We start from the raw sequence: 14,000 nt of genomic DNA on the forward strand, positions 1-14,000 counted from the left end.
ATGCAAAATGAAAAGAAACCGAAGACGACGACGGAATTGGGTGTTTGGTATTCTAGCTTTCCTAGCCATTGGGATCGCGGCTTATGCCTTGTTACTGTATGGGAACCCGGACGATATCAAAGATCAAGGCTTCGTTACCGAGAAAGGTACCATGCCTGATCTATGGTATACCGTTCTGTGGTTCCACGCTGTTTCTGGCGGCATTGCGCTCGGCATTGGTTGGCTGCAATTCATCAAGAGGATTCGCCTCCGAACACCGAATGTCCATCGCGCGATTGGCTATGCCTATGCAACGATGATTACAGTAGCAGGTGTGACAGGTCTCTACATGGCTTATTACACGAGCGGTGGTTTGAGCGCTCAGCTTGGCTTTGGAGCTCTATCTCTCATGTGGTTGTACACGCTTTACCAAAGCTTGAAAAGCATTATTGCCGATCGCAATCCGCGCGTGCACGGTCAATGGATGCTGCGAAATTACGCCTTGTCCTGCGCAGCGATATCTCTCCGTGTAATGACGCCATTAGCCGGTGTGTTCTGGGGCCTCACAAATACGAATGATACGTTCGGCGTCATTGCTTGGATCTGTTGGTTGCCGAATTTACTCCTAGCGGAGATGATCATTCGCGCTGGGATTGGCAGAATTTCAAATCCTTTAAACGCTTAGATTAGCATGCTGCACATGAACCCCCTTCGAGTTAGAATGGGGTTATTTCCTCGTAATCCTCCTGTATACTATAAGAGAAGGAGTGATACGTCCGTGCTAGTGAAAATGAGGCAAGACATCTTCCATACTTCCGGCGACGATGCACTTATAGCAGCCTGCTTCCAGCCAATCATTCAAGCTTATAAAGAGATACAAACGCGAGGTGAAGATTTCACCTCTGGGCTATTCCAAGAGCTTACTCCAGGCCAACAAGCCCTGTTCGCTTTCTGGGTCTATCATACCCATGCCATCAAATCACAGGCTGATTTCTATTGGTGGAGTGCCTATTTCTTGGCGCAGCCGGCGAGATGGTCGGGTCTACAAAGCGCGCTGCGCTTTTTCGAAGACATCTCCACGTTGCCTCTTGTTGAGCAAATGGAGTCGCTTCTCCGGAAACGAGATCACCCGAGGAATATCACCAACTTTGATATTTGTGCAACGGATCTCGAGCAAGATCCCAAACTGATGTCGGAGGTCAGACCGCTATACGCAGATTTGCTAGATGCTGCAGAGATCACTCAACAAGGTATAGCGACCTACATCCGAAACTATCCTGATGCGTTTGTGACATTACGTTGATTCTGGGTTAGTTAACTGCGAAAAGTGAATGGATATTCCCATCCGGATCAGCGAAGAAGGCCGTTACGTGTCCCCATGACTTCACCTTTGGCTCCATAATCGCCGTAGCCCCTTTGGAGACGTACTCCTTATAAAGAGCGTGCACGTCTTCTGGTGAGTCACATTGAAAATTAAACTCAAAGGCTTGCCCTTTGCGCTCTTCCAAAAACGAAGGATGATCATTCGTATTATCCGCCATGAGGGGAGTCGTGAAAATGGCTAGACGAACGCCGCTATTGTCGAATTCAACATAATCCGCTTCTTCCACCACAATTCGAAAACCAAGCACTTCCCGATAAAAACGAGCTAGTCGTGCAACATCCTTTGATAACATCGTGATGCCTTCTAATTGAATTCTCATCGTGCAATCCCACCGTTTCTTGTCTATTTCCTAAAAGTGTAACACGCAAAACCGAGTGGGATCAAGTGTTCTTATTTTGCAAAACTCCTACTCGACCAACAGTCCCTTAATAACGGTCCTCATCTGATCTTCTGTTAATGTGCCTACCCGGTTGTAGGCAACCCGTCCTTGCTTATCTACAAAAATGGAAACCGGAATAGACCGGAGTTTGTACGCTTGCGTGACCTTTTTATCAGGATCAAGCAACACTCGGAAGGAATAGGGATGTTCTTTCAAATATTCGTTTACCTTATCCTGACTTTCACCGACATCAATAGCCAGAATGACGATATTATCATCTTTATAATCGTGATAGACCTTCTCCATATCCGGCATTTCCTTAATACACCACTTGCACCAAGTCGCCCAAAAGTTGATATACACGTTCTTGCCTTTCAGATCGCTTAGTGTTACCCGCTGGCCTTGTAAGTCTGTTACTGTGAAATCGATCGCGCTCTCCCGCTCCTGAGCATGGAGTAATAGCGTATTAGGCGCTTTTGCTCCCTCTATGCTCTCCGTATTCGCATCCACTGTCTGCAAGCTGGAAGTTTGCACTACCGCCTCTTCACTAACGCTGTACGGGCTTTCTAAAAAGGAAAAGGTCTGATTAATCATCTCCATCCGATTCGTGAAAACAAGAAAGCCCATAAAGATCATAATGACGCCGCTGACAACGGAAAAAATAGGTAAGTATTTAGAAACCTTTTTCAACAATCGGGATAAATGTTCAACTAAAAAGGCCGAAAGCACAAAAGGCACTGCCATACCTAGCGAGTAAGCCGTGAGCAGAAGAACTCCCTTTTGGATGGTTTCCATACTGCCAGCGTAAATAAGAATCGTAGAGAGCATCGGACCGATACAAGGCGTCCAGCCCACTGCGAAGGCCATGCCTACCAGGAATGGACCTGTTTTTTTCACAGATGGGCCGCTGGTTAAGAACCTTTTTTCGGAATACAACCATTTAATCTTAAATACCCCTGTCATATGTAGCCCAAAAAGGATAATAACTACGCCGCCAATCTGTCTGAAAATGGATAAATTGGACGCAAATAATTTGCTGATCGAGCTTACGGAAATACCTAAGCCTATAAACACAAGGGAGAACCCCAATATAAAGAATAAGGATTTATAGACGACTTGACTCTTCCCTTTATTTGCAACCAGATCGGTTAAGGACGAGCCTACAATATAGCTGAAATACACAGGAATGAGCGGAAGAACGCAAGGGGATATGAATGAAAGCAGCCCCGCTGAAAATGCCAAGATGAAATCCAAATCGGTTCTCCTCCAATAATCGTTTTAACCAAAATGTGCAAAATGGGCAGCCTTGCGGCTACCCATTTCACCTCTTATTTAAGTAAGTTGTATAACACTTGAGCAGCTTCAGCTCTTGTGGATAGGTTTTGCGGGTTGAGCTTAGCGTTATCCCCTGTTAGGATCCCGCTCTCAACAAGTGACTTGAATGCTTCTTGTGCAAATCCTGCAATTTGGTTAGCATCCGTGAAACTAGATAATGTAGCTGCCTCATTCCCTTTTGGAAGCTTATTCAGTACACCTAACGAGCGATGTAATAGTGTGAACAGCTCCTCACGAGAGATGCTTTGATTCGGCGCGAATTGGTTGTCGCCAACACCACCGGCAATGTTTAGACGTTTAGCAGCCGCCAAATAAGGCGTGTAATACGTATTGCCTGCATCCGCGAAATTGTCTTTCGCGTTCTCTTCCGGCGCTATCCCGTATGCTTTTAAGAGGAGCGTAATGAACTGTCCTCTTGTCAGCTTGTCATTCGGACTGAAATGAGTCTCATCCGTGCCGCCAGCAATCTTATTGGCTGCTAAGAAGTTAACCGCTTGATGATGCCACGCTGACTCTGGCACATCTACAAACGCAGATTTGGTGTACGCGATCACAACATCTGTTGCTGGACTTGGGTTATACCCATATTTGGCTGCATATCTAACTTGATAGGTACCTGTGGATAATCCTGTCGTTTCAGTGGCTTTGGCTGCTGTGTATTTGGTAGTTCCGGAAAGCTTATATTCCAACTGCGCAGTTGTGCCTGTGATTTTTCCATCCAGACTCAACGAAGTTGTTGCTGCTGCAGTGCCAAGCCCAGATGGTGCTGCCGGTTGCTCCAAATTCAAGTCAATGATCGTGGATGGACTTGGCTTGAAACCTGCTTTAGCTGCAGTCCTTACGTAATAAGTACCTTGCGTAAGTCCTGTAAGGGAAGTGCTTGTTACTGGTGCATAAGCTTTGTCTTCTGCACGTTTGTACTCAAGAGCTGTAGACGTACCGCTGATTTGACCATCTTTGCTCGTGTCTGACTTCGGAGCCTTCCCTGTTAGTCCTGTTGGAGCCGCTTGCTCAGCCGCACCCTGCAGTTCTGAGAAAGCACGATCTAGAGCCTCAATGTAGTTGTTGTAATTGACACCTTTTTTACCATTCAGTTCATAGTCAGGTTGAATATCCTTCCACGTGTACATTAACTCAACATGATCAAGAATTGGGGCTGGTTTGCCTTGCGCATCTTTATGATCCTTGTTGTAAATAAAGAAGTAAGGGACCTGCAGCTTGTTGGCTACATGTTCAACCCCGTTTGCATCCTTGTAGCTGACATTATTGCTTGCTTTCGCATAAAGAGTTTCGATATTCGTTAAATATGTATTAACCAGATCTACGTAACGATCGGAAAATAGAGCACCAGTTGCACGGATTTGAAGGAAATTGCTGCTATCCGTTCCTACAGGCACATCTGGCGTCCCGCCAATACCTCCATCCAGCTTCGTATCCCAGTTGTACACTTTGGTTACATTGTATTTCTTGGCATATTCATTGACATACTTCGCAACTGCCCGTGTATTAGGGCACCAAGAGCATCCGAATAGGAAAACATAGTTCCCTTCGCTTTTCAACACACCATTAAGCTCGTCATAGGTTACTGGATCAAGCACGATGTCTTTATCCGCTTCGCCAAAAATCGTTTCTCCCGCGAATTCGTTATAGGAGGATGCAATATAGTTGTTGTTATTTTGATCGGCTTGCAAGCCTGCTTTCAGATTAGCTGGAACAGCATCAAATGCCGCGCTGACTTTTGCTTTATACGCATCCACTTTGGCTTTATCCACAACACCATTGGTTAAAAGTGCGTCGATTCCCTCTACCGAAGAAATAATCGGTGCGTTGGCAGCGCCACTTTTGTTATTTTTGTTGTAAACGAACAAGAACGGGGTTTGAATCTTTTGAGCTGTACCTGTCAGGGTTTTGGTAACGAGATTAGGCGCTTTGCCTGACGTTACATCATTGCTGTATGTGACACTTTCCGAACCCTTGATTTGTGTGCTGAGATTGGTTAAATACTTATTAACCAGATCGACATAACGTCTCGATATTGGATTGTTGGCGGAATCTGCGATATCCGTAGCTGGGTTTGCACCATCTAATCGCGTATCAAAGTTATAGACGGACTTAATTCCCTTCGCTTGTGCTACCTCATTAATGTATCCTACAACGGCTTGTGTATCTTTACTCCAAGCACCACCGAATAGGAAGACATAAGTTCCTTCGGAGTCTAGTAAATAATCAAGTTCATGATAGGTTGTTGTTTTAAAAACGTTCTTATCGTCAACGAGATTATCATATTTTTGGTTGAAATAACTGGTATAAGTGCTGTTGATTGGGGCTGATGACGTTGCGGCGCTTGCTTGGTTCGTATGTAAAAAAGGTAAAACTAGCGTAGCAGCCAGGAGCAACGTTAATGCTTTATTCGTAGTCGATGATTTAGTCATGGTATTCTCCTCTGTGTTAGTTTCGTTAGCTTATTGCTCCGATTAGCAACCCTCTTCTTCGATGTCGCAGTTCTCTTCATCTTGGGCAGCAGGCGCAGGAGTTGCAGCCGCTTTGGCAGGCGCCGGTGTAGCTGCTGGCTTCACTTGAGCAGGCTGTGGATTCTCAGCCACGGCAGCTTTGGGCTCTTCTTTCTTCACTGGTTCAGCTGTTGGTTTAGGCTCTTCCGCTTTTGTGACGACTTCTGCTTTTTTCGTTTCAGTCGCAGTAGTTACTGCCGCTGTCTTAACTTCTGGTGCTTTCGTATTCACGGCAGTGGTTGGCGCAGTGTTCGTTGTAGGCGCAGTTGTGGCTGCTGGTGTTGCAGCAGCAGTTTGCGTCTGTGTCGCTTCCACAGCTGGTGTTGCAGCTGCTTGCGGCTTAGTTTCAGCAACTGCGGCTACCGTAGCTTGAGGTGGAGTCTCCACTTTCGGTGTTGCTGATGGAGCTTGTGTTGTTGTCACAACAGCCGTCGTTCCATTATTATCTGTGCTCTTCGAAGCGGATACAGTGACCGCATAGATGACAATAAGTACAGCAATCGCTGCGAGTATTGCCAATAATTTAAATTTTGATAGTCCAATGTTAGCCATGTTTGAACATCCCTTTCCATTTGAGGTTTAATTCCTTGCAATTGCCACCATGCCGACTTGCTTCTTCGCTGTCACCCTCCTTGTGGTTGTTTAGAAGATAAAAAAAAGAGACACAACGAAGAGCAATTACATCTGCTCCTGTTGAATCTCTGGCTGTCCAGTAGATCATGTTCGATATCTGTTGAGATGCATACGACATGTGTGAATCTCAATGTAAACCTATCTTAAATGGCATGGCGATATATGTCAATGATTTTTTAAATAATTCCTATAGGTTTTATCGGGATTAATGAATTCGCCTGTAAATGCGGCGGCGGCCACCTAATTCCGCCAACTCATTAACTGGAAAAGCTCCATCTATTTTGACGTGAATCAGATATTTATCCGCGATAGATGGAAAACGCACAGTTAATTTTTCGCATTCTTCCGTTTATGGCAGCTAGCCTTGAAATTAACTGCGCTTTTTCCAGTTAATTAAACAAAAGCGCTTAAATCGAGCGGAATTAACTGTATGTGAGCCAGTTAGGTGAACCCAAGCTCACGATGCTGAGGATCTCGCTTCTAATAAGGCAACTCATGCCCCTCTAAGTAAGCCTTCAAATTGTCCAACGACATCGCGTACCCCTCTTCGGTCGGCTTCGCCTGCTCTTCGGTCTCATAGCCCGTCTCTGTGATCGTCACACGTGTGCCGTCACCTTCCTCCACAGTGAGAAATGTCGTGATCATCTCCGAATCTGGTACACTAAACTCCCAACGCAACGCGAAGCGTTGCTGAGGTTCAACTTCCTCGATGATGGCTCGCAAGCTAACAACCTCCGTCCCCGCGTGGTACTCATTCGGTGAATGGTGAAAGTAAACCTCAGCCCCCGGCGCAAGCTCCAAGACGTCCCATGGCGAACCTGGCGAGTACCACTCCGTAAGCTGCTCACCTTCCGTCACGGCTTGCCATGCACGCTCCAGCGAAGCCTGAATCCAAATACTTTGGACAACTGTAAACTGTTCCATACCAACCTCTCCTCCTATAAATTCTGCTCAGTTACCCCCGTCGCCGGGTCAAACGTCAGCATTTTCGTGCCGATTTTATCAATAAAGAACCGATCGTGGCTGACCGTAATGACTGCACCAGGGAAATGAATCAGAGCCTGCTCCATGACTTGAATACTCATGAGATCGAGATGGTTCGTCGGCTCATCCAAGATGATGACCGCGGCGCCGGAGAGGAGACACTTCGCTAGCGCGACCCGCGCCTTCTGACCACCGGACAAGTTGCCAATAAACTTGCTGAGGTCCATCTCCGAAAATTGCAGCATGGCGAGGAATTTGTTCACCTTTTTCCGCGGCGCATCCAGTCCGAGGCCGTACGTATTCACCGCATGGCTAACGGTATCCTTAGGATTAAGCTCCTCCCACATTCGGTTAAAGTACGCGTAGCTGACGCCTTTCTCCCAGATCACCTCGCCGGACTCCGGCTTCTCCTGTCCCGTAAGCACCTTAATGAGCGTGGATTTCCCGCTTCCGTTCGGGCCTACGATGACTAGTCGGTCTTCCTTTTGAATATCGAAGCTAACATTCTGAAAGATCGTCCGATCCTCGTAGGTCTGACCGATCCCTTTCACTTCACACAGCTTATCCGGGAACCGTAGACGCTCGTAAATATCCGTGATCAGTACGTTGACGGGGTGCGGTTCGATCCGTTTCTTGTTATCTGCGAGCTGACGCGAGAGACGGTCCTTGGACATTTTCTTGCTGGCGCGGCTTTCGATAGCCTCCGACTCCATGAGGAGCAGCTCTTCTTCCCACTCAAATTGGCGGTCGAGCTCCTTTTTGCGCATCTTCTTTTTGCGGATATAGTCGGTATAATTCCCCTCATAATCCTGAAAGCGATAGTTCTCGATCTCGATCACTTGCGTGACGACCTTGTCAATAAATTCCCGGTCATGAGAAATCAGAATCATCGCGCCTTTAAACCGATACAGCCACTGCTCCAACCAAGCGATCCCTTCGATATCTAAGTAATTGGTCGGCTCGTCCAGCAGGACAACGTCAGGTTGCTCTATGAGCATTTTGGCAAGCGCCGCACGATTTCTCCACCCCCCGGACAATTCATCGACAGGCTGATGCCGCGACCGCTCATTAAACCCAAGCTTCGTTAGAACGGTGTTGATCTCTACAGAAACGTTCCATCCGTCCAAATGTTCCATTTGCTCAAATAGCTCAGCTTGCCTCGTCAGCAGCTTATCCATCTCGCCGTCATCCGTGACCGTACCGAGCTTCTCACCAACTTCCTGCAACTCGCGTTCGATCAACGCAACCTGCTCAAAGCACATTTCCAACTCTTGCTGAACGGACAAGCTTCCGGTCATTTCCGAGAATTGCGAGAAATACCCTATTTTAACCAGAGGATCAACTTCTACCTTGCCTGATGTGGGCTCTTCTTTCCCCATGATCAGTCTAAAAACCGTCGATTTCCCCGCACCATTCCGCCCAATTAAGCCAATTCGCTCACCTTGACTCACCTTAAAATAAATATCGCGAAAAATCATCGCGTCCTCATATTTCTTCGTAACGTTCTCCAACCGAATTACACTCATGGCTATCCCCTTTGACCTGCATCATTCATTCTAGGCTGATTATATCATGTTTGGGATCACGACATTTTAATTAAATGGTGTATTGTACAGTTGACTTCATGTATAGTATAAGTTACATTGTGTATATAATATTTTACAAAAGGTAAAAATGAACATACAGGAGGCATAGAAGAAATGTCCTATCAAGAGAAAAAGCATATCGTCTCATTTATAAGCACGGTGTTCATTTTTGGTTTCTATTGTTGGTATGTCTTTCAAAAGGTTCAGGATACGAATATGGATACGACGGAAACTCTCCGCTTTTGGGCCGCAGCTATCTTAATCTTAATCCCGGTATCCATTGTAGCTAAAATCATTATTGCTATCATTTTCAATATCATTTATCGCATTACGACCAAAGAAGTGGAGCCTTCTTTCTCCGATGAACTCGACAAACTCATTGATTTGAAAGCGACAAGAAATTCGCACTATGTGTTTACGCTTGGCTTTCTTCTGGCCATGGGATCACTGGTGTTGGATATGACGCCTACCACGATGTTCATCATTCTGATCTTCTCAGGGTTTTTGTCAGAAATGGCCAGCGTGTTCACAACGCTCTATCATTATCGGAAAGGAGTTTAAGATGGGCAAAAGTCTGATCAGCAATCACATAAGGAAATTACGATTTAATCAGGATGAAATGACGCAACAGCAGTTGGCAGATAAAGTTGGGGTAACCAGACAAACCATCGTCGCCCTCGAACAGGGCAAATACTCCCCTTCTTTGGAATTGGCATTTCGTATTTCACGAGTCTTTAAGTTACCGTTGGAGGATGTTTTCTTTATCGAGGATGAGCAGGTGTGAGAAAGATCAATTTCTATCCAGGAGGGGTTCCCATGAGAGCGATTGTATGTACCACCTACGGGTCACCTGATGTGCTTCAACTGAAAGAGGTAGATAAACCTGAACCCAAAGACAATGAAGTAAGGATTAAACTGCACGCGGCCATTGTCACCCCTTCGGATTGTGCTTTTCGCAAGGCTGACCCTTTCATCATCCGATTGATGTATGGTCTGCACAGACCCAAACATACGATACTCGGCGTGGAGTTCGCAGGTGAAATTGATGCAGTGGGTAAAAGCGTCACGGCCTTCCAAGTTGGCGATCGCGTTTCTGGAATAAGTCCGACTACTTTCGGGGCCTATGCGGAGTACGTCTGTCTGCCTGAAGCTGGCACACTGGCTAAGCTTCCAGTTCACGCGAGCTATGAAGAGGCTGCTGGTCTCTGTGATGGCGGCTTAACAGCATTGATATTTCTCCGAGATACGGCACGACTTCAACGGGGACACAAGATCTTGATCAACGGCGCCTCCGGATCCGTAGGGGCTTACGCGGTACAACTGGCGAAGTACTTCGGAGCAGAAGTGACGGGTGTGTGCAGTTCCACGAATGCCTCATTCGTGAAATCGCTGGGGGCAGATCGGGTTATTGATTATACGCAGGAAGATTTCACAAAAAGCAGCCGGACTTATGATGTTATTTTCGATGCGGTAGGCAAACGTTCATTCACACAATGTAGAGGCTCGCTCTCTGCAAATGGCGTCTATCTCACGACCGTTCCATCGCTGGGCATTATGCTTCAGATGCTATGGACATCTAAGATCGGCAGCAAAAAAGCCAAATTCACAGCTTCGGGTTTACAGCAGAAGAAAGAAAATCTCGCGTTTCTCGCGGAGCTTTTTGAGGCGGGTCAGATGAAAGCCGTGATTGATAAACGCTATCCGCTAGAACAGATGGTTGAGGCTCATAGGTATGTGGAAACAGGGCGTAAGAAGGGGAATGTGATTATTACGTTTGGGGGACATCCATTCACTCCAAATTCGCATACAAATGTTGCGTATACTCCTTAATGATCGCAGACACTTCAACATCCTTCTTTGTAATTCGCCATAGATAGTTCGGATATTTTTTATATTTTCCAATCGGTATCGAGACGACCCCGTTTTTGAATTTCTCTGGCATCGTATTCACAATGTAATCCGTCGCGATGGTGATCGCATTACCGCGGCTAACCATTTGCATGATGGCTTGGGTGTTATTGGTCGTCAATGCAATTCGGTTGCCAGAATCTCCTGCAATCAATTCCGCTGCAATCCTCTCAATATAAGCATCTTTATAAATAACCAATACTTCATTGTGTAATTCGGAGCTTGTTATCGCTGTTAAAAACCGCAAAGGGGATTGCTTATTCACCACAATGACCGCTTCCCCGCGAATCACAGGCTCCCACGTGAAGGAGTCGTCTTGACTCTCGCGCGACAAGGAGACGAACCCCATATCCGCTTCCCCCTTCATCACCTGATTCATAACCGCTGTATTATCGCCCTCCAAAAGTTGAACATTAATATGAGGATAGATCCCCATAAAGGTAATCGTGGTGTCCGTCACCAACGAAACCATGCCAGGAATGGTGGCGATTACGATATTCCCTGTGTTGATTCGATTGGACTTTGAGAGCTCATTTCTCATATTTCGGACGTTAGTTAATATGGTACGTGCATATTTCATAGCTTTAAACCCATCCTGTGTAAGAGCAATCCCTTTTTTGGAACGGGTAAAAAGCGTAGCTTCTAATTCATTCTCTAGCTGACTGATGGATTGACTAACGGCGGGTACGGTAATTCCGTGCTTTTTGGACGTTTCTGTAAACGAGCCCGACTCCGCCGAATCAACGAAATATTGGAGCTGTATAATATTCAATGTCACTCATCCTTAATTATTTGTTTAGGTAAATAAATTAAACTTAAATATATTTTATCATTTGTTAGTGGTATTATACAATAATCCTATTCACATTGCCGAGTCACCCTAGATGGAATCTTACATCTTTCGAATAATTGCTTGGAAAAAGGGAACATCATTAACGACGATTGTCACACGTAAAGGAGCATTGCAATTGAAAAAAAACATTTTAAACGTATTTGCATCTGAATTTTGCCGCTTTATTAGGAACCCTATGATGATCATTACTTTCGTAGCTGTCGCCTTAGTTCCTATTTTATATAGTGGATTCTTGCTAAAAGGAACTTGGGACCCCTACGGCCAACTGGAGAAACTCCCTATCGCCGTCGTCAATTTGGATCAGGGTGCTGATTTTGAAGGTGAGTCACGAAATGTAGGCAATGAGTTTATCGATGAGCTGAAGGAAAACAACAGCTTTTCGTGGGGGTTTATGAGTGCAGAAGAAGCTGCACAGGGAATGAGAAATAACCATTATTACGCGACTATCACGGTTCCCCCAACCTTTTCAACAGATGCCGCATCGATTACAAGCACGACACCGAAACAGGCGGAAATCATTTTCGAATCAAACAGTTATTACAACTTTGTTGCCGGTCAAATCGGAGAAAGCGCAACGAAGGAGTTAAAAAATAAATTATCCAAAACGCTGACAGAAGCCTATTCAACGAGTATTCTCTCCGAATTCGAAACCATTTCGAACGGGCTCAGCGAAGCAGGAAAAGGTGCCTCCGATCTTCAGGCTGGCGCACAGACCTTAAGTGACGGGATTCATGAGGTAAAAACCAATTTGGTTATTCTTGCAGATGGCACCAAGCAATTGGACGACAGTGCTGGCTTGTTGCAAAAAGGGGCCGGCAGCCTAAGCGCAGGCGCATTAGAAGTAAGCAAAGGTGCCGCTACCCTTGCTGGCGGGGTGAACCAATTGCAAAACGCAGGCACTCAGCTGGAACAAGGTGCTCAAAAATCAGCAGCAGGCGCATCTTCCCTAGTCTCGGGATTGCAAGCTTCCCAAACGGGAGCCGATCAATTGGCCTCCGGTCTAGCCTCATCTTCCAAAGGAAGCACACAATTAGTAGAAGGCCTTACGTCAGCCCTAAGCGCTAGCGATAAATTAGAAGACGGCTCCGCACAGCTCGCCTCAGGTCTTGAAGCATTCGTCGCGGCGCATCCTGACCTCGCCTCGAATGCAACAGTAACCAAGCTCCTTGCAGCCAGCAAGGATGTCGCAGAAGGAAACAAGAAGCTGCATGACGCGGAGAAGAAACTCCTCACAGGAGGGCAGGCTGTCGCTTCTGGCACGGAAAAGCTTGTCACTGGTGCCGAGAAGCTCCGTGACGGCAACAAGCAACTCGTTGCCGGCGCAACGCAACTGCAGACAGGTGGGCAGCAACTGGCTGATGGCTTGCACACCTTCAATTCGAACTTGCCACAGCTATCCGCTGGTGGCACCAAGCTGCAAAGCGGCGCGGCGCAAGTCAGCACCGGAGCTGGAGATCTGGCCAGCGGCATGACGCAAATGACCGCGGGTATCCACAAAGTAGCCAGCGGCGCGGCGCAGCTAAATGAAGGAGCGACTGCGCTTGACACTGGTGCACCGAAGTTGGTCGATGGTAGCGGACAACTGGCTGCGAAATTGAACGATGCCGCGAAGCAAACCGCAGCCGTCAAAGCGGATGACAATACGATCAAAATGCTGGCAGAGCCCGTGAAGATTACAGCTAATGACGACCGCAAGGTTGCGATTTATGCGAACGGCATTGCTCCTTACTTCATATCCATGGCGTTATTTGCAGGCTCGCTGGTGTTCACAACCATCTATGCAGCCAGAAGCACATCCACACCAGGAGCACGGGGGCTTCGATTACTGGTAAGCAAGCTGCTTACTTTTAGTCTAATGAGTACTTTCCAAGCTTTGATTGCAACGACCGTCCTCACCTATGTGCTAGATTTGAAGGTCCAGAGTATTCCGTTGTTCTATGTCTTTACCTTCGTCGTCGGCTTAACCTTCATGCTGATTATCCAAATGTTCGTCACATGGCTGGATCAACCAGGTCGATTCGTTGTTCTGCTGCTAATGATCCTTCAATTAGCTTCAAGCGCTGGGACCTATCCGCTGGAGTTGCTGCCTAATTGGGCTCAAGCCCTTCATCCTTGGCTGCCAATGACCTATGCGATTCAAGGATTCCGGTATGTGATTTCCAGTGGTCAGTACGCTGAGATGTGGCACCAAGTGGGCTACTTGAGTATCTACTTAGTAGCTTCCTTGATCTTAACAAGTGTTTACTTTCTTTCTCGTAAAAAGACGGAAAGTACTGACGATGAACATGAGCAGTTGATGCCTGTTACAGTGTAAATAATAAAAGGGCTAGGAGTCACCATTTGCGTGATTCTTAGCCCTTTTTGTTTTTATATATACTCATAATCTATTGAGGAGCAACTTTCCATTAGTTTCTAATAAAAATCGCCAAAAACCAACAAAAAACTCCCG

At 46.4% G+C, this 14,000-nt stretch carries 13 protein-coding genes; 6 read left to right on the forward strand and 7 right to left on the reverse strand.

The window, feature by feature from the left end:
• Positions 1-7: 7 nt before the first annotated feature.
• Both ASL11_RS27715 and ASL11_RS27720 read left to right on the forward strand, forming a co-directional pair.
• Positions 8-664: a DUF2306 domain-containing protein gene (locus tag ASL11_RS27715; protein ID WP_056622035.1), complete on the forward strand. Its 657-nt coding sequence runs from the start codon at positions 8-10 to the stop codon at positions 662-664.
• 93 nt (positions 665-757) lie between these two features.
• Positions 758-1,282 (forward strand): hypothetical protein, encoded by a 525-nt coding sequence (locus ASL11_RS27720; protein WP_056622037.1) that lies wholly within the window; start codon positions 758-760, stop codon positions 1,280-1,282.
• A 7-nt stretch (positions 1,283-1,289) separates the two neighbouring features.
• On the opposite strand, the gene ASL11_RS27725 is transcribed toward ASL11_RS27720, so the two are convergent.
• From ASL11_RS27725 to ASL11_RS27755, 6 genes are all read right to left on the reverse strand, one after another.
• Entirely contained in the window at positions 1,290-1,682 is a 393-nt protein-coding gene (locus ASL11_RS27725; protein WP_056622039.1) for a VOC family protein, read from the reverse strand.
• An 87-nt stretch (positions 1,683-1,769) separates the two neighbouring features.
• Positions 1,770-2,996: a redoxin domain-containing protein gene (locus tag ASL11_RS35490; RefSeq protein WP_063795705.1), complete on the reverse strand. Its 1,227-nt coding sequence runs from the start codon at positions 2,994-2,996 to the stop codon at positions 1,770-1,772.
• Between the two features lie 74 nt (positions 2,997-3,070).
• Positions 3,071-5,509: an S-layer homology domain-containing protein gene (locus ASL11_RS27735; protein WP_056622041.1), complete on the reverse strand. Its 2,439-nt coding sequence runs from the start codon at positions 5,507-5,509 to the stop codon at positions 3,071-3,073.
• 42 nt (positions 5,510-5,551) lie between these two features.
• On the reverse strand, positions 5,552-6,139 hold the full coding sequence (locus tag ASL11_RS27740) for a hypothetical protein (protein ID WP_056622044.1): 588 nt from the start codon (positions 6,137-6,139) through the stop codon (positions 5,552-5,554).
• 561 nt (positions 6,140-6,700) lie between these two features.
• Positions 6,701-7,144 carry an SRPBCC family protein gene (locus tag ASL11_RS27750; protein ID WP_056622047.1) on the reverse strand — a complete coding sequence of 148 codons (444 nt, stop codon included), beginning with the start codon at positions 7,142-7,144 and terminating at the stop codon, positions 6,701-6,703.
• 14 nt (positions 7,145-7,158) lie between these two features.
• Positions 7,159-8,730: an ABC-F family ATP-binding cassette domain-containing protein gene (locus ASL11_RS27755; protein ID WP_056622049.1), complete on the reverse strand. Its 1,572-nt coding sequence runs from the start codon at positions 8,728-8,730 to the stop codon at positions 7,159-7,161.
• Between the two features lie 174 nt (positions 8,731-8,904).
• On the opposite strand from ASL11_RS27755, the gene ASL11_RS27760 reads away from it, so the two are divergent.
• Genes ASL11_RS27760 through ASL11_RS27770 form a run of 3 tightly spaced genes read left to right on the forward strand, consistent with a single transcriptional unit; the run spans position 8,905 to position 10,620 of the window.
• The gene (locus ASL11_RS27760) at positions 8,905-9,351 is read left to right on the forward strand and encodes a hypothetical protein (protein WP_056622052.1); all 447 of its coding nucleotides are present in this window, start codon (positions 8,905-8,907) and stop codon (positions 9,349-9,351) included.
• A 1-nt stretch (position 9,352) separates the two neighbouring features.
• Positions 9,353-9,574 carry a helix-turn-helix transcriptional regulator gene (locus ASL11_RS27765; protein WP_056622054.1) on the forward strand — a complete coding sequence of 74 codons (222 nt, stop codon included), beginning with the start codon at positions 9,353-9,355 and terminating at the stop codon, positions 9,572-9,574.
• 32 nt (positions 9,575-9,606) lie between these two features.
• Positions 9,607-10,620, forward strand: coding sequence for an NAD(P)-dependent alcohol dehydrogenase (locus tag ASL11_RS27770; RefSeq protein WP_056622056.1), 1,014 nt, complete (start codon positions 9,607-9,609; stop codon positions 10,618-10,620).
• Here the strand turns inward: ASL11_RS27770 and ASL11_RS27775 are convergent.
• Entirely contained in the window at positions 10,580-11,470 is an 891-nt protein-coding gene (locus tag ASL11_RS27775; RefSeq protein WP_056622059.1) for a LysR family transcriptional regulator, read from the reverse strand. The two genes, ASL11_RS27770 and ASL11_RS27775, sit on opposite strands and share 41 nt — an antisense overlap.
• Before the next feature lie 196 nt (positions 11,471-11,666).
• Here ASL11_RS27775 and ASL11_RS27780 point away from each other — a divergent pair, with 196 nt between their 5' ends.
• Positions 11,667-13,865 carry a YhgE/Pip family protein gene (locus tag ASL11_RS27780; RefSeq protein WP_235550599.1) on the forward strand — a complete coding sequence of 733 codons (2,199 nt, stop codon included), beginning with the start codon at positions 11,667-11,669 and terminating at the stop codon, positions 13,863-13,865.
• Positions 13,866-14,000: the final 135 nt, after the last annotated feature.

It is taken from the genome of Paenibacillus sp. Soil750 (assembly GCF_001428045.1).
In the GTDB taxonomy this organism is placed as follows: Bacteria; Bacillota; Bacilli; order Paenibacillales; family NBRC-103111; genus Paenibacillus_E; species Paenibacillus_E allorhizoplanae.

Bases quoted from the DNA above. Each gene is read 5' to 3' on its own strand.
- ASL11_RS27715 (WP_056622035.1), top strand. From the start codon at position 8: ATGAAAAGAAACCGAAGACGACGACGGAATTGGGTGTTTGGTATTCTA.
- ASL11_RS27725 (WP_056622039.1), bottom strand. From the start codon at position 1,682: ATGAGAATTCAATTAGAAGGCATCACGATGTTATCAAAGGATGTTGCA.
- ASL11_RS27735 (WP_056622041.1), bottom strand. From the start codon at position 5,509: ATGACTAAATCATCGACTACGAATAAAGCATTAACGTTGCTCCTGGCT.
- ASL11_RS27740 (WP_056622044.1), bottom strand. From the start codon at position 6,139: ATGGCTAACATTGGACTATCAAAATTTAAATTATTGGCAATACTCGCA.
- ASL11_RS27750 (WP_056622047.1), bottom strand. From the start codon at position 7,144: ATGGAACAGTTTACAGTTGTCCAAAGTATTTGGATTCAGGCTTCGCTG.
- ASL11_RS27755 (WP_056622049.1), bottom strand. From the start codon at position 8,730: ATGAGTGTAATTCGGTTGGAGAACGTTACGAAGAAATATGAGGACGCG.
- ASL11_RS27760 (WP_056622052.1), top strand. From the start codon at position 8,905: ATGTCCTATCAAGAGAAAAAGCATATCGTCTCATTTATAAGCACGGTG.
- ASL11_RS27765 (WP_056622054.1), top strand. From the start codon at position 9,353: ATGGGCAAAAGTCTGATCAGCAATCACATAAGGAAATTACGATTTAAT.
- ASL11_RS27770 (WP_056622056.1), top strand. From the start codon at position 9,607: ATGAGAGCGATTGTATGTACCACCTACGGGTCACCTGATGTGCTTCAA.